The organism is Pasteurella oralis, from assembly GCF_002850605.1.
Classification (GTDB): domain Bacteria; phylum Pseudomonadota; class Gammaproteobacteria; order Enterobacterales; family Pasteurellaceae; genus Pasteurella; species Pasteurella oralis.
On the sequence record NZ_NXGB01000001.1, the window covers coordinates 24,489 to 46,472 of the forward strand.

General features: G+C 38.1%; 22 protein-coding genes. 8 read left to right on the top strand and 14 right to left on the bottom strand.

The genetic code is table 11. The features are described from left to right. Positions 1 to 314: 314 nt before the first annotated feature. From dapF to C0975_RS00140, 5 genes are all read left to right on the top strand, one after another. The gene (dapF, locus tag C0975_RS00120; RefSeq protein ID WP_101774386.1) at positions 315 to 1,139 is read left to right on the top strand and encodes a diaminopimelate epimerase; all 825 of its coding nucleotides are present in this window, start codon (positions 315 to 317) and stop codon (positions 1,137 to 1,139) included. 407 nt (positions 1,140 to 1,546) lie between these two features. After that, positions 1,547 to 2,236 carry a DUF484 family protein gene (locus tag C0975_RS00125; RefSeq protein WP_101774387.1) on the top strand — a complete coding sequence of 230 codons (690 nt, stop codon included), beginning with the start codon at positions 1,547 to 1,549 and terminating at the stop codon, positions 2,234 to 2,236. 38 nt (positions 2,237 to 2,274) lie between these two features. Further along, positions 2,275 to 3,162 (top strand): tyrosine recombinase XerC, encoded by an 888-nt coding sequence (xerC, locus tag C0975_RS00130; RefSeq protein WP_101774388.1) that lies wholly within the window; start codon positions 2,275 to 2,277, stop codon positions 3,160 to 3,162. A gap of 9 nt (positions 3,163 to 3,171) precedes the next feature. Next, complete coding sequence (locus C0975_RS00135; protein WP_101774389.1) at positions 3,172 to 3,879, top strand: HAD-IA family hydrolase; 708 nt, start codon at positions 3,172 to 3,174, stop codon at positions 3,877 to 3,879. Between the two features lie 27 nt (positions 3,880 to 3,906). After that, positions 3,907 to 4,329 (top strand): nuclear transport factor 2 family protein, encoded by a 423-nt coding sequence (locus tag C0975_RS00140; RefSeq protein WP_174674035.1) that lies wholly within the window; start codon positions 3,907 to 3,909, stop codon positions 4,327 to 4,329. Between the two features lie 127 nt (positions 4,330 to 4,456). Here the strand turns inward: C0975_RS00140 and C0975_RS00145 are convergent, their stop codons facing one another. Both C0975_RS00145 and folB read right to left on the bottom strand, forming a co-directional pair. Beyond that, a complete protein-coding gene (locus C0975_RS00145; protein ID WP_101774390.1) occupies positions 4,457 to 5,371 on the bottom strand; it encodes a DMT family transporter in 915 nt (304 codons plus the stop codon). Beyond that, positions 5,368 to 5,724 carry a dihydroneopterin aldolase gene (gene folB, locus C0975_RS00150; protein WP_101774391.1) on the bottom strand — a complete coding sequence of 119 codons (357 nt, stop codon included), beginning with the start codon at positions 5,722 to 5,724 and terminating at the stop codon, positions 5,368 to 5,370. Before folB ends, C0975_RS00145 begins: the two co-directional genes overlap by 4 nt. A gap of 105 nt (positions 5,725 to 5,829) precedes the next feature. Here folB and plsY point away from each other — a divergent pair, with 105 nt between their 5' ends. Then, the gene (gene plsY, locus C0975_RS00155; RefSeq protein ID WP_101774392.1) at positions 5,830 to 6,444 is read left to right on the top strand and encodes a glycerol-3-phosphate 1-O-acyltransferase PlsY; all 615 of its coding nucleotides are present in this window, start codon (positions 5,830 to 5,832) and stop codon (positions 6,442 to 6,444) included. Between the two features lie 201 nt (positions 6,445 to 6,645). Here plsY and zipA read toward each other — a convergent pair whose 3' ends face one another. Further along, the gene (gene zipA / locus C0975_RS00160; protein ID WP_101774393.1) at positions 6,646 to 7,695 is read right to left on the bottom strand and encodes a cell division protein ZipA; all 1,050 of its coding nucleotides are present in this window, start codon (positions 7,693 to 7,695) and stop codon (positions 6,646 to 6,648) included. Positions 7,696 to 8,045: 350 nt separating this feature from the next. On the opposite strand from zipA, the gene cysZ reads away from it, so the two are divergent. After that, entirely contained in the window at positions 8,046 to 8,861 is an 816-nt protein-coding gene (gene cysZ, locus C0975_RS00165) for a sulfate transporter CysZ (protein WP_101774394.1), read from the top strand. Positions 8,862 to 8,975: 114 nt separating this feature from the next. Continuing rightward, positions 8,976 to 9,926: a cysteine synthase A gene (gene cysK / locus C0975_RS00170; RefSeq protein WP_101774395.1), complete on the top strand. Its 951-nt coding sequence runs from the start codon at positions 8,976 to 8,978 to the stop codon at positions 9,924 to 9,926. A gap of 85 nt (positions 9,927 to 10,011) precedes the next feature. On the opposite strand, the gene hemB is transcribed toward cysK, so the two are convergent. The 11 genes from hemB to paeA all read right to left on the bottom strand — a co-directional run bounded on the left by hemB (position 10,012) and on the right by paeA (position 21,922). After that, the gene (hemB, locus tag C0975_RS00175) at positions 10,012 to 11,037 is read right to left on the bottom strand and encodes a porphobilinogen synthase (RefSeq protein WP_101774396.1); all 1,026 of its coding nucleotides are present in this window, start codon (positions 11,035 to 11,037) and stop codon (positions 10,012 to 10,014) included. A gap of 43 nt (positions 11,038 to 11,080) precedes the next feature. Next, a complete protein-coding gene (gene tatC, locus C0975_RS00180; RefSeq protein ID WP_101774397.1) occupies positions 11,081 to 11,830 on the bottom strand; it encodes a twin-arginine translocase subunit TatC in 750 nt (249 codons plus the stop codon). Then, positions 11,830 to 12,390, bottom strand: coding sequence for a Sec-independent protein translocase protein TatB (tatB, locus tag C0975_RS00185; protein ID WP_101774398.1), 561 nt, complete (start codon positions 12,388 to 12,390; stop codon positions 11,830 to 11,832). Before tatB ends, tatC begins: the two co-directional genes overlap by 1 nt. Further along, entirely contained in the window at positions 12,390 to 12,614 is a 225-nt protein-coding gene (gene tatA, locus C0975_RS00190) for a Sec-independent protein translocase subunit TatA (RefSeq protein ID WP_101774399.1), read from the bottom strand. The genes tatB and tatA overlap by 1 nt, the downstream gene beginning before the upstream one ends. Before the next feature lie 106 nt (positions 12,615 to 12,720). After that, positions 12,721 to 14,304 carry a ubiquinone biosynthesis regulatory protein kinase UbiB gene (gene ubiB / locus C0975_RS00195; RefSeq protein WP_101774400.1) on the bottom strand — a complete coding sequence of 528 codons (1,584 nt, stop codon included), beginning with the start codon at positions 14,302 to 14,304 and terminating at the stop codon, positions 12,721 to 12,723. 12 nt (positions 14,305 to 14,316) lie between these two features. Beyond that, the gene (locus C0975_RS00200) at positions 14,317 to 14,952 is read right to left on the bottom strand and encodes a ubiquinone biosynthesis accessory factor UbiJ (protein WP_245853281.1); all 636 of its coding nucleotides are present in this window, start codon (positions 14,950 to 14,952) and stop codon (positions 14,317 to 14,319) included. A 9-nt stretch (positions 14,953 to 14,961) separates the two neighbouring features. Beyond that, a complete protein-coding gene (locus C0975_RS00205; protein WP_101774402.1) occupies positions 14,962 to 15,651 on the bottom strand; it encodes a DUF4328 domain-containing protein in 690 nt (229 codons plus the stop codon). An 18-nt stretch (positions 15,652 to 15,669) separates the two neighbouring features. Beyond that, complete coding sequence (ubiE, locus tag C0975_RS00210; RefSeq protein ID WP_245853260.1) at positions 15,670 to 16,476, bottom strand: bifunctional demethylmenaquinone methyltransferase/2-methoxy-6-polyprenyl-1,4-benzoquinol methylase UbiE; 807 nt, start codon at positions 16,474 to 16,476, stop codon at positions 15,670 to 15,672. A gap of 410 nt (positions 16,477 to 16,886) precedes the next feature. Beyond that, positions 16,887 to 18,071, bottom strand: a complete 1,185-nt coding sequence (gene nhaA, locus C0975_RS00215) for a Na+/H+ antiporter NhaA (RefSeq protein ID WP_101774403.1) — start codon at positions 18,069 to 18,071, stop codon at positions 16,887 to 16,889. 176 nt (positions 18,072 to 18,247) lie between these two features. Then, complete coding sequence (locus tag C0975_RS00220) at positions 18,248 to 20,206, bottom strand: LTA synthase family protein (RefSeq protein ID WP_101774404.1); 1,959 nt, start codon at positions 20,204 to 20,206, stop codon at positions 18,248 to 18,250. Between the two features lie 390 nt (positions 20,207 to 20,596). Then, positions 20,597 to 21,922 carry a polyamine export protein PaeA gene (gene paeA / locus C0975_RS00225; protein ID WP_101774405.1) on the bottom strand — a complete coding sequence of 442 codons (1,326 nt, stop codon included), beginning with the start codon at positions 21,920 to 21,922 and terminating at the stop codon, positions 20,597 to 20,599. Positions 21,923 to 21,984 lie beyond the last annotated feature (62 nt).

The following is a 21,984-nucleotide window of genomic DNA, read 5'->3' on the forward strand; positions in this document are numbered from 1 at the left end:
AGGGGAAATAAAGAATATTTTAAGAAATACCTATTAAATTTTATTTTTTAATAGTTTAGATTAAATTTTGATGTATTTTTAATCTTTAAGTGGCAAATAACATATTAGCGTAGTTTGTATTATGTTATTCGCTAACTATACAACAAAAAGGTACTAGAATTTGAACAGGATAACTCTTTAAGAACAAATTTGATTTTCCAATAATTGATCTCGGATAACACAATATTCTGCACTTGAAATTCTGCGTTCTGTTTACTGATTTTTCCTGACTGTTATAATGCAAGCAATTAACAGTTTTTATAAAGGATAGGAAAATGCAATTTTCCAAAATGCACGGTTTAGGCAATGATTTTGTTGTGGTCGATGCAGTAACTCAAAACTTATATTTCTCGGTAGAAACAATTAAGCGATTAGCTGATCGTCATCGTGGCATCGGTTTTGATCAGATGTTAGTCGTCGAACCACCTTATGATCCTGATTTAGATTTTCATTATCGTATTTTTAATGCAGATGGCAGTGAAGTCGCACAATGTGGTAATGGGGCGCGTTGTTTTGCACGTTTTGTGCTTTTAAAGGGGTTAACTGATAAAAAAGAAATTTCCGTGAGTACGCAGACTGGCAAAATGGTTCTTAATGTGCTGGAAAATGATCAAGTTCGTATCAATATGGGTGAACCTATTTGGGAGCCTGCAAAAATCCCTTTTACTGCAAATAAATTTGAAAAAAACTATATTTTACGTACGAATATCCAAACCGTCCTTTGTGGTGCCGTTTCAATGGGCAATCCACATTGTGTGGTCCAAGTCGAAGATATTCAAACAGCAAATGTTGAACAATTAGGTCCATTGTTAGAAAAGCATGAACGCTTTCCAGAACGTGTTAATGCTGGGTTTATGCAAGTTGTGAGTCGGAAGCATATTAAATTACGTGTTTATGAACGGGGTGCTGGTGAAACTCAAGCTTGTGGCAGTGGTGCCTGTGCGGCAGTTGCTGTAGGTATTATGCAAGGTTCATTAGACAACAAAGTACAAGTTGATTTACCCGGTGGGAGTTTATTGATTGAATGGGAAGGTGTTGGTAAGCCGTTATTTATGACTGGCGAAGCAACACATGTGTATGATGGCGTGATAAGGTTATAGAGAGGCTTTGCTTTTTACTGTGATTTTTAGTGAAAAATATAGCTATATTTTTTCGTTATCACATCATATTTTGTTTGAATGAGCGACCTGCTTTTTTGCTTGCACAGAACAAAGTAGGCGAAGCCAATACATCCTAGCTAAGTTCCTTTTCCTCATTCCAAATGCATTTGTTTACATAAAGTGAGCTGTCTTCGCACTGAATACTACGCAGTCTAACTTGCCTAAAAATGCGTGCTACATTCGAGGAACTTACATGGGGATATTTTTTCTCCCTTCGTTTACTTTTCTTTAAGAATAGAAAAAGTAAAAGCTAAAATTTAAATATCGCTGAGAAAAAAGCACAATATATCAAGCTGATAAGTAAAAGTAAGTTGCTCCGTAAGCGAAACAACAGGTAAATAAACACTATGCAAAACCTAACTCATGATCAAATAGCGGATTACTTAACTCAACATCCTGATTTTTTTCTCGATCATCCTGAGTTGCTCGATCATCTCAATCTACATTGTTCACAAAAAAACACGCTTTCTCTTATCAAATTACAACTTGAACGCCAGCGCCAGCGTATTAAAGAACTTGAGGCAGAATTAGCCAAATTTACTCAGTTAGCGATTCAAAATAGTGATATTTTTCTGGGATTATTACCGCTTCAGCAACAACTTTCTCAGGCAAATAATCTTACACAAGGTATTCATAAACTCAATCAATGGGTAAAGAAATTTGAATTACAACAAGCCAAAATCTTGTTATTTACGGATGAATGGGAAAAACGTTCAAGTCTGAGTGAGGCAGTTTGGTTAGATCGCAAAGCGTTTGAAATAGTACGTTTGGAACGTTTTGGTTTGCGTAGTTTTTATTTAGGGCAAATGACACATAAAGAAAAAACCATGTTATTTTTGCCAGAGGAATTTCCGATTGGTTCGGTGGCTTGTTGTTTATTGGGCAGCAAAACTCGACAAAAACCGACCGCACTTTTGCTGTTTGCAGCGCGAGATGAACGTCATTTTCATAATGGACAAGATACTGAATTTTTGAAACATTTGGTTGATATTGTTGAGTTACATTTGGGACGTTGGGTCGATAATTTTAAACGTTAGTGACTAGGTTTAAACAGGATTAAAGAGAGTTTGTTCATATGCAAATACAGTTAGAAAAATATTGGAATTATCTGCGTATTGAGCGTCAAGTAAGCCCGCATACTTTAAGTAATTATCAACGTCAACTTAAGCGTATTGTTGAAATGTTACTTGAAAATGGCATCACAAGTTGGCAATCCGTGTCGCCAAGCGTAGTACGTTTTATTTTGGCACAGAGTAAGAAAGAAGGTTTACATGAGAAAAGCTTGGCATTACGCTTATCTGCGTTACGTAAATTTTTATCTTATTTAGTGCAGCAGGACCAATTGAAAGTCAATCCTGCAACTGGAATTTCGGCGCCGAAACAAGGTCGTCATTTGCCGAAAAATATTGATGCAGAACAAGTGCAAAAATTACTGACTAATGACAGTAAAGAGCCGATTGATATTCGTGATCGCGCAATGTTAGAGTTGTTATATAGTTCTGGATTACGTTTGTCAGAGCTACAGGGATTGAATTTAAACAGTATTAATACTCGAGTGCGTGAGGTACGTGTGATTGGTAAGGGAAATAAAGAGCGCATTGTACCTTTTGGGCGTTATGCTTCCAATGCCATTCAACAATGGTTGAAAGTAAGAGTGCTGTTTAATCCAAAAGATGAAGCGTTATTTGTCAGCCAGTTGGGAAACCGTTTAACACACCGCGCAATTCAAAAACGTTTAGAAGTATGGGGGATTAAACAGGGATTAAATAGCCATTTAAATCCACATAAACTACGTCATTCTTTCGCTACGCACATGCTAGAAGCCAGTTCAGACTTACGTGCGGTACAAGAGTTGTTAGGACACAGTAATTTATCGACCACTCAAATTTATACTCACCTGAATTTTCAACATCTTGCCGATGTATATGACTCTGCGCACCCTCGTGCTAAACGTAAAAAATAGGAAAATTCCATGAAATTCTACCGTACTTTCCATCCTTTTAAATTAATCAGTTTTGATTTAGATGATACCCTTTATGATAACACTGAAGTGATTCGTTTAGCTGAAGCGCATTTTTTAGAAAAAGTCAGACAAGAAAGTCAGCTTCAGTTCTCCCAAGCTGAATGGCAAACTTGGAAGCTTACTGTTGAACAGCAAGACCCAGTAGGCTGTGAAGACGTAGTGGCTTGGCGAATTGAAACTTTACGTCAATTATTAACGTTTTATCACAAAAGTGCGGTAGAAATTGAACAAATTTGCCGAAATGCTATGACACTTTTTATTGAATGGCGCCATAAAATTGATGTGCCGACACAAAGTCAGCAAGTGTTAAATGCTTTGAAAGAAAAATATCCGTTAGTCGCGATTACTAATGGCAATGTTGAACCATCACGTATTGGTTTGCCACAATTTGATTTGGTGTTGCGTGGTGGTGAACAGGGGAGAGCTAAACCGCATTCCGATCTTTTTCAGCAAACTGCACAACAATTTGGTATTCAACCGCAAGAAATTTTACATGTCGGAGATAACTTAATTGCGGATGTGAAAGGGGCTATTCAAGCTCGCTGTCAAGCAGCTTGGATTAACGTAGCAGGTAAATCAATGAGCGATTTTCCACAAGCAACTTTGTTGCCCACATTAGAAATTACAGAATTAGAGCAGTTACTGTTGTTGTCATGATTCCTCTAGAATAAATTGGTGTGAAATATGTTGAAAGAGCGTGAAAAAAGAATTCAATTATGGTTTGAGATGTGGTTACAGCAAAAAGATTTAGGTATCGCCCAAATTTTTGCAGAGGAGGTGATCTACATCGAAAGTTGGGGACCGCAATATAGTAATCGAAAAATACTTAAACATTGGTTCGAAGAGTGGAACCAACGAGGCAAAGTACTAAGTTGGACGATTAAACAATATTTTCACTACGGGAATCAAACGGTTGTGGAATGGTGTTTTAAAGATAAGATGGATAATGGCAAGGTAGAAGCGTTTGATGGCATGTCACTTATTGAATGGACTGAAACTAATCAAATCATATTTTTGAAAGAGTTTGGTTGTAAGCAAAACCATTATAATCCCTATGAAAAAGGGGATGAACCACAATTTAGAGATGGCAAAGTTGCTTGGTTGTAATTTTGTTTGTTATTAAGACTTATTTTGCTGATTTTCAACAGTGTTTGTTGAGATTTAACGATTTGATTATTGATTAGGTCAGGTTTTATCTGTTTATGATCGTCATTTAATATATCAAATGAGTCGTTTATATTATCTCCTCATCTCGTGCCTTTCTATTACACAGCCACAATCCAATCACTATCAAGCAAGCACTGACGATATGATAAGTATGTAGCTGTTCATTTAGAACTAAAATACCGAATATTGCCGCAAATAAAGGGGTTGCATTAGTGAAAGCTGCGCCTTTTGCGCCACCAACAATTGAAATGCCATAATTCCAGAGCGCGTAAGAAAGAATGGAGGGACCGATAATTAAATAACTGATAATCCAGTATTGATGGCTATTCAGCTTTGAGATGAAATTGTGGTCTAGTTGTAAGTATTGCCAAATAAAAACGGGTGTGAAAAGTAACATTGCAACGCTGACTTGTGCAGTTAACATCATTGCATTAGGCAAGCTGACAGGTTTTAATCGAATAATACAGCAATAAAGTGCCCAACTCAGCGCAGAGCCGATTGCCCATAAATCACCTTGGTTAATAGCTAGTTGGTATAAACGTCTGAGTTCACCATGACTGAGCAGCCAGAGGACACCCACAAGGCTGGTTATCGCACCAAATAAGCTCATAGGGCGAATTGGATCAGCAAAGATTAAACGGTTCAAAAATAGGACAACAATAGGGACAACCGCAAGATAAATACTGGCATTCAGCGCAGTGGTTGTCTGCAAACCTTGATATAGAAAGACGGGAAAAATCACGATGCCTAATAAGGCAAGTGCGGTCAAAATTAACCAATTTTGCCGAATAAGTGGAAAATATGTGGGTAAGTTCTTGCCAAAGAGAAAGAGTAAAATAAAAGCGGCAGGCAGCCAGCGTGTATAATTTAAGACAATTGGCACAATATCATTACTCAGTATTTTGCCAAAAAGATAGTTACCACCCCAAAACAGAGTGGCTAAAATCAAGCAAAAATAACCATATCCCTGCTTTTGTCTCATAAATTACCACGTTTAATGATAATGCCAACATTTTTTGCTTGGGCGACAGCTTTAGGTTTACTTAATTTTAAGCGCAACCCTTGAATGCCAAAGCGTTGTTGTAATTGTTCTGCTACTTCGTAGGCAACACGTTCAATAAGAAGAAAAGGTTTAGCTTGGACATAATTAATAATAAACTCACTGACTTCGGCATAATTTAAACAATATTGCACATCGTCTTTTGCAGCGGCTTTTTGGCTATCCCAAGCCATTTCAATATCAAAAACCAGTTTTTGTTTAATTTGTTGTTCCCAATCATATACCCCAATTTGAGCGAAAACAGTCAGCTCTTCAATGAAAATGTGATCAATCATTCATTTATTCCTTCTAATCGAAAAATATAGTAGGCTTATGCTATCAAGTTTATGTACAATAGACGAACATATTTTTCATCTTTTGCCATCCCCAAGGACTAACCAATGAGCCTGTTCGCGATTTTCTATATGGTCATTGCCTATTTATTAGGCTCCGTTTCAAGTGCGATTTTGTTATGTCGTTTAGCTGGTTTGCCTGATCCAAGAAATAGTGGTTCAAATAACCCCGGTGCAACCAATGTTTTGCGTATTGGTGGACGTTGGATTGCGTTAAGTGTGTTGTTATTTGATATGCTAAAAGGCATGTTACCTGTGTGGTTAGGCTATTATTTAGGCTTAACTCACTTTGAACTAGGCATGGTCGCGTTAGGTGCCTGTTTAGGGCATATTTTCCCTATTTTTTTTAGGTTTAAAGGTGGTAAAGGCGTTGCAACTGCATTTGGCGCAATTGCACCTATTTCATGGGGAGTCGCTGGCTCAATGTTAGGCACTTGGTTACTTGTCTTTTTAATCAGCGGTTATTCTTCTTTAAGTGCAGTATTAACGGCGCTTCTAGTGCCTTTTTATGTTTGGTGGTTTAAGCCCGAATTTACTTTTCCTGTGGCGTTGGTTTGCTGTTTATTAATTTATCGCCATCATGATAACATTCAACGTTTATGGCGTGGGCAAGAAGATAAGGTATGGCATAAATTAAAAAATAAAAGCGTGCAAAAAGAATGAGTAATTAAAGCCATTTGAGTTATTCATGCGTTTCAGATTAAAAATAGACCGTCAGAAAGAGATATTAAAAGTAAAAAAGCAGACTAGTAGTCTGCTTTTTCTAACATGGTGTATGAAATAAGATTAATTTAAATGTTTTTAAGACGAACTTATTTGTTGAGAAGCCATAAAAGTGCGGTCACTTTTGAGTAAATTTTGCGATTATCTAACCCGTGCTAAATAAGCTTGTTCAGCTTGATCATCAAACATTTCTTGTTTATCTGTTAATACAAAGCCGCCAAGTTCTTCCGCGATACTTTTCGCTGCGCGGATCATCATACGTAAATTCATTAAATCATTTCCTTCAGACGGCAACTGCATAAATAATGCAATACCAACAGTTGAGAAATCGGACATATTGTAATCAAAAGTCCCAGGTTGCTGAATATTTGCCACGCTAAATAAGACAGGGCTATTAACGCTTAAATCCGCATGGCGATGATAAATATTATGTTCACCAAATAAGAAACCTAATTCATCAAGGATTTTAGCTAATTTTACCCCTTGGAATTCATAATTCTCAGGCGCGACGACATACATCATCACAAAAGAAGCAGGCTCTTTTGGCTCTGATTTGGATTCAACTTTAGTTTCATGGCGTTTTTCTTCAGCCATTTCGCTTTCTTCTCGTAATGAGGCAAGAGTGACAGAAGGTGATTGTTGTGCAAGTTCAGCTAATTGTTGGCGTAATTCATCAGAATGAGTATCGATCCCATCTTCCTGATCAGCATAGTTTTCTACTTCTGCAATAGTTGTTAAGGCAGGGGATGGGGTTTGTGAAATTGGCTCAACACTCGCTTGGTAAATAGGTTGTTCAGGATTAGGAAGGCTGATTTTAATATTTTCGACAGCTTGCTCGACGGCTTGTTGTTCATGAGCAAGTTGCTGTTCTGCTTCAAAAGTAAAAGCATGTTGTTCTGGCGCAGGTTCGGTTTGCGTCGCAACATGACTTGGTTGTGTAGACGATGGTGCAGGGGTTGATACAGTACCAGTACTATTTGTTCCTGCTGTATTTGAGTCTGTTGAATTGACTTCTGTAGTGTTTGGCGATTGGATATGAGTTGGTGGTTCTCTTAAACGAGAATCTCGAGTAAAGGTATTTGCGCTTTTAAAGTATTGTGATCTTTCGCGGCGGTTTGCCCACAGTCCATGTACCACTAAGATAACTAAAGCGATAATGCCTAAAATAATTAAAATTGTATTTAAATCCATTACCCATTCCTCGCCATTATTAAAAGGATAAAATTGGCATAAGCTTATCATATTTTCTAAGGCTTGTTGAACATTTGTTGTTTGAAGATTTTCATTGGAAAATAGCTAAAATTCATCTGTTCGAACAGCGGTATTGAAGTATGATGAAAAAGTGGATTTTCTATTATTTATTGCATGATTTTTGCATGTAAAAAGAGGAGATGGATATGCTTGTTGATAGACGAGAGTTATTCATTTGCATTTTTCATTATGTTTTGAAACGGGAACAACTGTGAACAAAACACTGGGAAATTGATTTTTTTCAGCGCACTTTGTATCCTAACTGCTTTATAAATTTACTGGGAGTGATGATGTTACAACAATCTGAAGTGAAACAAGGTATCCATTATTTTATGATGGGCTGGCATTTAATTCGCCAAAAAGGGCTGCGTCGTTTTGTCGTCATGCCAATTTTGTTAAATATTGTATTACTGACAGGCTTATTTTGGTTGTTCATTACTCAAATTGAGCGCATGATTGATAGCGTGATGAATTACATTCCTGAATGGCTAAGTTGGTTGAGTGTGATTTTACTCGTGCTGTCAATTTTAATGATTTTGATCTTTTTCTATTTTATTTTTACTGCACTGTCTGGTTTCATTGCTGCCCCATTTAATGGTTTATTAGCGGAAAAAGTAGAAAAAATGTTGACGGGTGAAAGTATTATTGAAGGAAGCGCATGGGATTTTGTTAAGGATATTCCCCGTATGTTAGCGCGTGAATGGCAAAAGCTGATGTACAGTTTACCTAAGTTGATTGTTTTGTTTTTATTAGGATTTATTCCTTTTTTAGGACAAAGTATTATCCCAGTCATTACAACAGCCTTTACCGCATGGATGATGGCGATTCAGTATTGTGACTATCCTTTTGATAATCATAAAGTGCCGTTTTTTGTGATGAAAGCGGAGCTTGCTGATAAACGGGCTTTAAGTTTAACTTTTGGTGGCTTAGTGATGTTGTGTACTTTTATTCCATTAGTCAATTTAGTGGTGATTCCTGTAGCGGTTTGTGGTGCGACTGCGATGTGGGTTGAGCATTTCCGTGATCGTTTAGCATTGCATAAGCAAGTATCAGCAGTTAATACAGGAACGGAATTAAGTGCTACAGGTTCACAACTTGTGAAATAGTATTTAGTTATAAAATATAGCAAATGGCTATTTTTAGGGGGCGTAAACTTATGTTAGAAATAGCCTATATTTAACACATCATTTTCAATGGATTGAACAAAAAGGGAAAACAAGATGACTATTTACGCAGATAATTCTTATTCAATTGGCAATACGCCATTAGTACGCCTGAAACATTTCGGTCAAAATGGCAATATTGTAGTTAAAGTCGAAGGACGTAATCCTAGCTTTAGTGTCAAATGCCGTATCGGTGCGAATATGGTGTGGCAAGCGGAAAAAGACGGGCAGCTTACGCAAAATAAGGAAATTGTAGATGCGACGAGTGGTAATACAGGCATTGCGCTGGCTTATGTCGCAGCTGCGCGTGGTTATAAAATCACCTTGACTATGCCAGAAACCATGAGTGCGGAACGTAAGCGTTTATTGCGTGGTTTAGGCGTAAATTTAGTGTTGACTGAAGGTGCTAAAGGGATGAAAGGCGCAATTGCTAAGGCAGAAGAAATTGTCGCTTCTGATCCCAACCGTTATATCATGTTAAAGCAGTTTGAGAATCCAGCTAACCCTGCAATTCATCAACAAACAACTGGACCTGAAATTTGGCGTGATACGGAAGGAAAAATTGATGTATTAGTCGCAGGTGTGGGTACAGGTGGCACAATTACGGGTACTAGCCGTTATATTAAATTAGAGCAAGGCAAGCAAATTGTTTCTGTTGCAGTTGAACCTGCGGAATCGCCGGTTATTACGCAAACTTTAGCTGGCGAAGAACCACAACCCGCACCGCATAAAATTCAGGGTATTGGGGCGGGTTTTATCCCACAAAACTTAGATCTGAGTTTAGTTGATCGTGTTGAAACAGTTAGTAGCGAGGAAGCGCTTGAAACTGCACGCCGTTTAATGGCAGAAGAAGGCATTCTAGCGGGCATTTCTTCTGGTGCGGCAGTTGCCGCCGCAGATCGTTTAGCCAAATTACCTGAATTTGCTGATAAGCTGATTGTGGTCATTCTGCCTTCTGCATCTGAACGTTATTTAAGTACAGCCATGTTTGAAGGGATTGAAGCTTAATTACTCACTGAATCTATACAAAGAGAAAATGCGGTCGAAATTTGAAAAGTTTTGACCGCACTTTTATTTAGATATTGCTAATTACTTATTGATGCTGCTGTTCTAAGTAAAGCCATTCTGCGACTTGTTTGGCGTAGTAAGTTAAGATTCCATCTGCGCCTGCACGTTTGAAGCAAAGAAGTGATTCGATGATACATTCTTTTTCTTTCAGCCAACCATTTTGAATTGCGGCTTGGTGCATCGCGTATTCGCCTGAAACTTGATAGGCAAAAGTTGGCACACCAAAATGTGTTTTTACACGATAAACTAAATCTAAATAAGGCATACCCGGTTTAACCATGACCATATCTGCCCCTTCTTGTAGATCTAAAGCAACTTCTTGTAAACCTTCATCACTATTAGGTGGATCAAGTTGATAAGTTTTTTTATCACCACCTTTTAGATTAGCCGCAGAACCTACTGCATCGCGAAATGGACCATAATAGTGAGAGGCATATTTAGCAGAATACGCCATAATTAATGTGTTGATGAAGCCGTTTTGTTCAAGTGCATGACGAATTTTACCAATTCGACCATCCATCATATCACTTGGCGCGACGATATCAGCACTAGCCTGAGCATGGGAAAGCGCTTGTTTCACTAAGATGTCACTCGTAATATCGTTTAACACATAACCTTTTTCATCAATAATGCCATCTTGACCATGAATGGTATAAGGATCAAGCGCGATATCAGTTAATATACCAAGTTGAGTCGGGAATTTTGCTTTTAAGGCTTTTACTGCGCGTTGCACTAGACCGTTGGGATTGTAAGCTTCTTCCGCCATTAAGGATTTTTTTTGTTGTTCAATTACTGGGAAAAGAGCAATTACGGGAACACCATATTTGACTAATAATTCGGCTTCGATTAACAATTGATCAATAGTTAAACGCTCAACACCAGGCATGGAAGGCACTGGTTCACGATAGTTCTCACCTTCGAGAATAAATACTGGATAGATAAGATCATCTGCTGTTAATTTATTTTCAGCCATCAAGCGGCGACTAAAATCTTGTTTACGCATACGACGTAAACGACGTTGTGGAAAACCTGTAAAAATTTGTTGAGTCATATCTACTCCTTACTAATGAGAAAAAGGGGCAATGCAGCCCCTTTTACTGATGTATTTGTGGATTCTCAGCGTCGTCTTTCGGACGATAAAAACGTGCAAAAATCACTCCTAACTCAAATAATAACCACATTGGGATCGCGAGTAAAGTTTGCGAAAAAATGTCTGGTGGTGTGAGTAGCATACCGATAACAAATGCTGCCACAATAATATAGGGGCGTTTTGCTTTTAAATCTTCCGGTGTAGTGACGCCTGTCCAGCAAAGTAAAATAATAGCGATAGGTACCTCAAAACAAACGCCAAAGGCAAGAAAAATAGTTAACACAAAATCTAAATAACTACTGATATCAGTTGCGATAGCAACACCAGTTGGTGCAGTTTTAGTGAGAAAACCAAACACTAATGGAAACACCACATAATAAGCGAAAGCTACACCTAAATAGAATAATAATGTACTGGAAAATAGGAGTGGATAAATAAGGCGTTTTTCGTGTTGATATAACGCGGGTGCCACAAACGCCCACAGTTGATATAACAAATAGGGGACTGAAATAAACACAGCCACAACGGCGGTTAATTTAATTGGAGTAAAAAATGGTGTCGCAATATTGGTTGCAATCATACTGGCACCTGAGGGCAATACTTCTACCAATGGTGAAGCAACAAAGTTGTAAATATCATTGGCAAAATAAACTAACCCGCAGAATACTACTGCTACAAAAATGATCGCTCGCAATAAGCGATCACGTAGTTCCATTAAGTGGCTGATCAAAGGTTGAGATTCTTCAACGCTCATTATGCTTTCTTATCTTGAATTTCAGTTTGAGGTTTAAGTTCAGCTGCAAGCACAGGTTCATTATCATCATCAGGATAATATTGCTGAATATGAGCCATCGCATCATTTTCTTCAGCTAATTCGGCTTGCTCAGCAGGAGAGAGTTCAGCTTGTTGATGTTCTGTCAATTCAATATCGTTTAGTTCAGAAGATTGTACTGACTGTTCTGCCGCTGTTTTCATTTGTTTGATTTGTTGTTCAATTGTCGTATTAGTTTCTGCTGCTTTTTGTTCGAGTTCTGCACGCATTTTTTCAGCAGAAGCTTTCAGCTCTTCGACAGTTTGACTTAAATCAGGTGAGAGTTGTTTTAAATTGAATTCTTCTGCTTTTTTTATACTTTCCTGTAGTTCTTGCAATTTCAGTTCTTGCTTTAACTCATTTTGTACATTTGATGCTAAGCCTCGAATAGTTGCGACCCAACCCATGACAGTACGAATCGCAACAGGTAGACGTTTAGGACCAAGTACAACTAAGCCTATGACAAGAATGAGAAAGAGTTCTGAGAAACCAATATCAAACATTATGCTTGTTCTTTATCTTTTGCTTTTTCAGTGTTTGCGGCAGTTTCGCTTTCATCTTTTAAGGATTTGAATTCTGCATCTTTTGATTCATCTGCCATTGCTTTTTTGAAGCCTTTTACTGATTCACCTAAATCAGAGCCAAGCGTTCTTAATTTTTTTGTACCAAATAATAAAACGACGATTGCAACGACGATAAGTAGTTGCCAAATACTGATACCACCCATATTTTTTCCTTCTTTTGTTTTAAAAAATGAACGTTCGTGAATATAGCGGTTTTAGTGCTTTTGAACAATAGCCAATTCACATTATTTTATATTTTGTTGAGCTTGATCAGCTCAAGACAGTTGTGAGTAACCAAAAGGCAATGCCACAGGCTAAACCAAGTAAAAATGATGTTAAGCCGTTTTTATGCTGTTTTTGTTTTAATGTTTGATTGAGTGACGTTAATTGTTGAGCAATGACTTTTTGTTGTTCTAATGCCTCCATAACATTTTCTGGCAGATCAACAAAGTGCTCACGCCAATAAGGTAGCTTTTGTTTGACCGACTTGGCAAAAGCTTTAATCCCCATTTGCTCATCTAACCATTTTTGTAAAAAAGGTTTGGCGGTATCCCATAAATCAAGCTGTGGATAAAGTTGTCTGCCTAAACCTTCAATATACAGTAATGTTTTTTGTAACAAGACTAATTGTGGTTGAACTTCCATATTATATTCACGCGCGACATTGAATAGGTTTACTAGCACATGACCGAAAGAAATTTCGGACAGTGGCTTAGCGAAGATGGGTTCACATACTTCACGGAATGCCTGTTCAAAATCATCAATATTAGTCTCTTTTGGCGTCCAACCTGATTCGACATGCATTTGTGCCACGCGGCGGTAATCGCGATTAAAAAAGGCAACAAAGCTTTCGGCTAAATAGCGTTTATCATGGTCATTTAAACGTCCAACAATACCACAATCTATACCAATGTATTGTGGGTTTTCTGGGTGATTTGGATTGACAAAAATATTGCCGGGATGCATGTCTGCGTGGAAGAAACTATCTCGAAATACTTGAGTAAAGAAGACTTGTACGCCACGTTCAGCGAGTAATTTCATATTTGTGCCATTTGCTTCTAGCTCAGCGATGTTTGATACAGGAATACCATAAATACGCTCCATGACAATCACATTTTGATGGCAGAATTGCTGATACATTTCTGGTATGTATAACATTGGGCTATTTTCAAAATTGGCGCGTAGTTGAATCGCATTTGCCATTTCACGGCGTAGATCTAACTCATCACGTAGCGTTTTTTCATATTCGCGTACAACTTCGACTGGACGTAAGCGGCGTCCTTCTGCTTTTAAACGAGGTATCCAACTGGCTAGTTTATACATTAAGCTGAGATCAGAATCGATCATTTGCTGAATGTGAGGGCGTAATACTTTAATCACCACTTCTTTGCCTGCAAGTGCTGAGCTTAAGTGCGGTGTGTTTTTTTGAAATTTTGCAGTATGCACTTGGGCAATTGAGGCAGAGGCTAATGCATTTTCGTCAAACTCTTCAAACCAAGTTTCTAATGGAGCACCCAATGCCTGTTCAATTTGCTGACGAGCAATTTTGCCATCAAAAGCATCAACCTGATCTTGTAATAAAGCGAGTTCATCAGCGATTTCTGCGGGGAATAAGTCGCGACGAGTGGAAAGCATTTGTCCTAATTTGATCCAAACGGGACCGAGTTCTTGTAACGCGAGACGTAGACGGAGACCAAAGGATTTATCTTGATGTCGGTTACGTAGCCAAAATAGGCTGTTGCGCCAACAACGGATAGGACGTGTATAGCGATTATGTGGTAATGCTTCATCAATACCATAAATTAAAAAAGTTTTGATGATTTTATACAGATGTTTGATGTCGTTTAAATGCATTGTTTATCCATCTTAATTATTTGCACAGAGTTTTTGGATTTTTTGTTCTAAAAGTGCGGTGTCTTTTTCTAATGTTTTGACTTGATCACAAAAATCTGCAATTGCCAAGCTCGGTGAGATGACTTGCCATTCTTCAGTTAAGCGTTCTCCCCAAAATTGCTGGCTTTGCGACAGTTTATGTTGCATGATGTGACATAATTTGTTTAAAAAATCGACTGCACTTTGTGCTGGCACATCTCCAATATAACGTGATAGCAATTCAGCAGGATCTTTTTCTAAAAATTCGATGAGTGCAACGAAGTCTTGCAATACTTGTAAATCACCTTGTAACAGAATAGACCTATCATTGATAAATTGGCTAAGTTGGGCTTTCTTGGGCAGATGCAGGAGTAAATTTGGTGCAATATCAATAGCACAGTCACTTTCACCTTCGTAATGGCTGAGTAAATCTATACGTTGTGGTGAGAAAATGAAATAGAATGGTAAGCCTAATTTTTGTAATTTGACTTGTAATACTTTGTTATTTAGCTTGCGTAAGTAAGGCTCACAATAATTGGTGTGTTGAATCAGGTAGTTTAATGCGCTTTCTAATGCACCATTCATGAATTGCGGTAGCATGAGTTGTTGAAAAATAGATAAGGTCTTCATTTGCAATTATTAACTCACTAAAGAATGTTTGGGTGGCTGTAATGGTGAACTTGGTGTTGATTCTAGCGTAGATTGATATTGTATGCGTTCAACTTGAAACACAATTAAGACGAAAACACCTGACAATAAGATGGATAAGACACTTATTGTATTTGTCATTAAGGTCATTTCTTGAATTAATGGCAAGGTTTGAAATTCGAACCAAACAGGTGGAATCAGGATAGCTAGGTTAAGATATAAGAGCCACAATATCCACCAGAGAACTAATGTGATCGGGGTTGGTTTGGTGGACCATGTCTCTGGATATTGACTGGCCAGCCAAGTTTCTTTCATTGCTTTATAAGGCATAAATAAATTCGCGATAGGAATAAAGAAATACACTACGCAAGCGGCATCGGTAAATTTGATATTCACAGCGTCAACAGTAGTATGCACAAAACGATGAGCACGATAAATCCAGCTCAGTATGACAATACCCAATATGATGAAACTGATTATCTTGCTGTAATAAAGCAAGTTATTGAACTGGACTAATTGATCAAGCTGCAATTTTAATGCTTGGCTTCTTTTGCCTTCTAGGAATAAATCAATGCCATCATTCAGTTTTGTATTTAACCATAATTGGGCTATTTGGATAAGTACATCGAGTGCTAATAAGAGCAAGACTAATTTTGCACGGTTTGGTATCCGATAATTCATTTGTGCCACCTCTATAATTTAGAATTTATAGCCTCGATGTAATGCGACAATACCTGCACTTAAATTGTAGTAACTGACTTGCTCAAAACCTGCATCGTTCATCATTTGTTTAAGAATATCTTGTTCTGGGTGCATTCTGATCGATTCCGCTAAATAACGGTAACTATCGCCATCGTTAACGACGACTTCACCAATTTTAGGCAGAATATTGAAAGAATAGAAATGATAAATTTTGCTGAGCGGATCTAAGATGGGTTTGGAAAACTCAAGGACTAAGAGGCGACCGCCGGGTTTTAATACGCGGAACATTGAACGTAATGCTTTATCTTTATCTGTTACATTACGTAAACCGAAACTGATGATTACACAGTCAAAAGTATTATCGGGAAAAGGAAGTGCTTCGGCATTAGCTTGTACATAATTGACATTACCAACGACACCAAGATTACGCAGCTTTTCACGCCCAACACGCAACATCGAGTCATTAATATCCGCCAGTATTACTTCGCCTGTTTCACCGACGATACGTGAGAATTTAGCGGTAAAATCACCGGTACCGCCAGCTAGATCTAACACTTTATGTCCTTTACGAACACCGCTACAATCAATCGTAAAACGTTTCCATACACGATGAATCCCAAAAGAGAGTAAATCATTCATCAGATCGTATTTGCCAGCAACGGAATGAAAAACATTAGCGACCATTTGTTGTTTTTCTGATTTAGCCACAGTTTTAAAACCAAAATGAGTGGTTTCTTCATTAGTTGTTGGCTGCGATTGTTCTGGAAAGGATTGGTTTTGTAGCAGATTTGTTGGGTTTGTCATAAATATTGTCCATAGCACTCAAAATTGTTTTAAGGATAACAAAAAATAGCGGATAATGCCGCTATTTTTCTATCATCTGATCATTGCATCGCATTTATGCATTGAGTTACAGCCATGACTCTCATAACGCGTAGAATGGTTTTATCTTTAATAAAGTGATAAATGAGTTGATCCGTTACTTGATGCTATTTGATTTTATCTTCGCCCTCTATTGTGTCACTTGATTGAGCTTGTAGCATACTTGAATTGATTAGCAGTTGTTTTCATTTTTCTATAAATGACTTACGTATATTTCAATCGCATTTGTGAAATGCCTTTTACTTTCGTAATAAATCCAATAGCAACTGAAATAAGAAACCGCCACAACAATATCACTGTGGCGGTCAGTATTCATTAAATAAAGTGTTAAGTTAGGCTTCTGCTTCTGAAGTGTTTTTGGTGCACAGTTTTAATAAAAAATAACCTAAAAATGCAGATAAGCCTGATCCCATTAGGATACCTAAACGTGCTAAAGCAGTGACATTTTCATTGCTGGTTTCGCCGCCAAAAGCAAGCCCTGCGAGGAACATTGACATCGTAAAGCCAATACCACAGAGTACTGACACGGCAAAAATTTGTTTAAAGTTAATCCCTTCAGAGAGTTTTGCAATGCCAAGTTTTACGGCAATAAAACAGAATGAGAAGATACCTAGAGGCTTACCTAATAATAGACCTAACGCAATACCTACTGGCAATGTAGAGGTGAGGTTATCTATTCCCATACCAAGTAGTGATACCCCCGCATTACAGAAGGCAAATAATGGCAAGATCGCAAATGCGCTCCAAGGTGAAAGTGTATGTTCAAAATCATCTAATGGACGTTCACCTTTTTTACCGTTCAGTGGAATACAAAAACCAATGATAACACCTGCTAATGTAGCGTGTACGCCTGATTTTAATACGGATGCCCAGAGGATAATTCCCACAATACCATAGGCAGATAAGGCCGTGATTTTTAAACGGTTCATGGTAATGAGAATAGCTACGGCAACACCGGCAAAGATAAAGGCTTGTGGACTTAAATCATGTGAAAAGAATAACGCGATGACGACGATAGCCCCTAAGTCATCAATAATCGCTAAGGCAAGTAAGAAAATTTTAAGGGCGAGGGGCACGCGTTTACCTAATAAAGCAACGACACCTAAAGCAAAGGCGATATCTGTTGCCATTGGGATTGCCCAACCTTCTTGATATTCAGGATGTCCCGAATTGAATAAAACAAAAATGACTGCCGGAATCACCATACCACCGATGGCTGCAATCGCTGGGAAAATTGCACGTTGGTAGCTTGATAATGAACCTTCTAATAGTTCACGTTTAACTTCCATACCCACTAACATAAAAAAGACAGCCATTAAACCATCATTTACCCACATTAATAGGGGTTTGTTGATGATAAAAGCGCCAATTTGGACGCTCACAGGTGTTTGTAAAAAGCTAAAATATAAATCACTTAATGGTGTGTTGGCTAAAATAATCGCTAAAGTTGCAAAAATAAATAATAAAATACCGCCAGCGGCTTCTTGTTTTAGAAAATTTTGAATTGGTGTTAACATTTTTCCCCTCTTATTTTATTTATAATCCTGCTATTTATATCACTTTTTGTGCTGAAAAATGAAATAAAATAATATGCAATTATCCTGTTATTGCGATTTTTTCTGCCTATTCTTATTTTTTGTATGTAATTTGAGCTTTAAAGTGCGGGATAGCCGATAACTATCCCTATTTTTGATTAATTTTTGTCTTCTGATTTATATAACCTATTCTTATATAAATAACTGCCTAACAGTGCATGGGCTAATGCTTCTTTTTTAAGCGATTCAGGTAGCATTTTTTCAGTAAATTCCCCAGTTTGGCGATCATATGTATAACCACGCGGTTCTACTTTTGGGGTTAAAATAACCACATCTGATCCTTTCATCATTGCTTGGGTTTGATCATATTGCATAAATGCACGGTTTGGATTGACATCTTGAGTCAAATCGTAGCCGATCATTGGGTATTGACCGCTCACCCCTGCAAGGGAGAGTAATGTTGTTGGCATATCGATTTGGCTGACTAAACGAGGATCGCGTTTTGCGTCAATACCTTCGCCAATAAATAATGCTGGGATATGAAAGTGTTTAATTGGGACTAATGCGGCACCACCCACACGTGAATCATGGTCTGCGATAACTAAGAATAGCGTATCTTGCCAATAGTTAGATTGTTTGGCGAGGCGGAAGAAATGACCTATTGCATAGTCTGCATATTTTGCTGCATTTTTACGTGTTTGCTTAGGTTGCTCATAGAGTTCGATTTTGCCATCTGGAAATTCAAAAGGATCATGGTTACTTGAACTAAATACTAAACTAAAGAAAGGTTTGCCTTCATTGTGTAACTTAGTGAAAGTTTCGTGAGCTTTATCAAACAAATCTTCGTCGCTCATCCCCCAAGTTGCTTGGAATTTCGGGTTAACATAGTCTTTTTCGTCAATGATTTGTTGGAAACCATTGCCGTAGAAGAAGCTTGCCATGTTATCAAAATGTTTCTCGCCGCCATAGATGAAGGAAGTATGATAACCTTGTTTTGAGAGTAATTCCGCAATCGTGAAAAAGCCATGTTGACTGTTGTTGAGTTTGACAACGGCACGAGCTGGTGTTGGGGTGAAACCTGCGGTAATAGCTTCAATTCCACGTACTGAGCGTGTCCCAGTAGCATATAAATTTTCAAATAACCAACCCTCTTGTGCTAATTTGTCAAATTCTGGCGAAAGCGGTAAGCCCCCTAAACTGCCAATAAATTGGGCACCGAGACTTTCCTCTAACACAATCACAATATTTTTAGGTTTGCCTTGATAAGTGGCGTGGTTCATCGTTAATGTGGGTAACTGACTAGAAATATAGTCACTTTCTGGACGACCACGACTTTGTTTTACAATGCGTAACATTTCTTCTGTTTCCATTTTGCCGTACAACGCAGAAGAATTATCTTCGTCTTTTAATTGTTGTGCTGCATAGATGACAGAATAACCAGAGTTGAGGACTAATGAATTGACTAAAGCATCTGATGAAAACGCCACCATGGCTGGATTAATACCACGATGAGCGAAGGTTGAGCGTGCGCCAATGAATGCCACAGCAATGACAACTAAAGCGATTATTGGACGGAATTTCCAACTCGGTGAGGAAAGATGTTGTACCGCCCAACCTGCTAGCTTCCAATATAAAACTGTTGCGAGAACAGTGACAGTGAGGCTGATCACCATCGCCAGTAAATGTCCTTCCATCAGCATGCTAAAGACTTCTTTGGGGTAGATAAGATATTCGATGAATAAACGGTTAGGACGAAAATCATAGGTTTCGATGAAAGCGGGCGTGGCGATTTCCATAAAAAGAATAAAAACACTACCGCAAGTAAGCCAAACTCTGAGTATTTTTTGCCAAATAAATCCGAGTGAGTTATGGTGATAAAGTAATACAGTAAGTAAGGCAGGCACACCAAATAAATAGCAGAGCGAAACGATATCAATACGGACACCTTGTAAGAATAATGCCAACCAGCCATCAACTGCGTTAATTCGATCTGCTTGCCACAGTGCAAGTCCTAAGCGAGATAAGCTGAAGATAAATAAGTTGATAGCGACGAAAAAGAAAATCGGGAAGAGCAAAGTGCGGTGCGTTTTTATTGAATTTGGATAAGTTGCGTTCATAGTTAGTCCAGATAGTGAATGAATAAATCGACCACATTAGACCGCACTTTGGCGGAATAATTCTTATTATCTCTTTTTTCGTTGTTTCTGTCTGTTCTTTTTGTGCAATAGCTTAATTGGTTTGTGTTTGAAAGCTAAATCCCCCGCATATAGCCTGTATCAATTTGACTCATGTACTGTAGTAGCAGTTGTGGAACGTTTGTCTGATTTGGTAGAAGATGCGATTAAAACGGTTGTTGGCATTAAGTTCGTGAATTGGATTGCTATATTCTACAAATAGTGCAAGCATTTTAGCCATATTCATTCCTAGCTAATAGCAAAAATAGAGTGACGTTTTTTGATGGTGTCGGCAGGCGGATATAGTTATTCCGCCTGTTTTTAAGCGTATGATTATTTGGTTAGAGCACTTTTATTGAGGGGGTGTTCGCGATCTTTGCGTAGTGATACTAATAATTGATCAATTTTTACATTCTCCGTATCAATAATTTCAAACTTATATTGATCATAGAGCACAAAGTCGGTTTTTTTAGGAATTTTACGTAACATATACATCATAAAGCCGCTGATAGTTTCGTAGTTTTCTTGTCCTGGAAAACTATCTAAATCTAATGCTCGCATGACATCTTCTAATGGTGTTGCACCATCAATTAACCAAGAGTCTTCATCGCGGCGTACAATTTGTTCTTCTTCATTGGAAACAAGTTCTCCCATGACAATGCTCATGACATCATTTAATGTGATGATCCCAACCACTAATGCATATTCATTCACAATCACGGCAAAATCTTCACCTGTCGATTTGAATAATTCTAAGACTTCAAATAAAGAGAGCGTATCAGGCACAAACAAGGCTTTGCGTAATAGGCGATTATCAGTCAGTGAAACGCCTTTTTCAACTTGTAGATACATTGTCAGTAAAGTGTGAGATTCCACATAACCTAAAATACGATCTAAACCGTTATCACAGATTAAAAGTTTAGAATGTGAGTTTTTAGTTAGAGTATCCAGTACAGCTTGGCGATCAAAAGCGCGGTCTAAAAACACGATATTTTCACGAGTCGTCATGGTGGAGGTGACAGTTCTTTGTTGCATATCAAAAATGTTTTCAATCAGATAATGTTCTTGTGCTTTGACTACGCCAGCTTCTGCGCCCGCACCGACAATGGCAACAATATCTTCTGGTGTCATATTTTCTTCGCGAATAGTGGAAATACGGAATAACTTGAAGAAATTATTGGCAATAGAGTCGAAGATCCAGACTAATGGCTTTAAGATAAAAATACACACTGACATGATACGTACTGTGCGTAATGCCACTTTTTCTGGGTTAATCATAGCAAGGCGTTTTGGTACCAGATCAGCTAATAGAATAAATGCGGAGGTAACAAGCGCGAAAGCTAGCCAAGAAGCAGTACTCTCTAGCCATGCTGGTGCTATTTGAGTCGCTAATGCATTTTTTAAATAAGGACGGATGGCACTTTCACCAATAATTCCGCCTAAAATTGCGACCATGTTTAATCCAATTTGTACAACGGTAATAAAACGTCCCGGTTGGGCTTGTAGGGCAAGTACTAGTGCAGCACGTTCGTCTCCTTCATTAACTAAATTCTGTAATTTCAGTTTACGTGCACCAGCAAGGGACATTTCAGCAGAAGAAATTATCGCACTAATCACAATTAATATGCCTAAACTTAAGATTGCCTCAAATAAACTCATAAAATATCTCTGTTTTGATGATTTAAAATAGAACAAGGAGGGGCGCGGTTTAAATGATTATT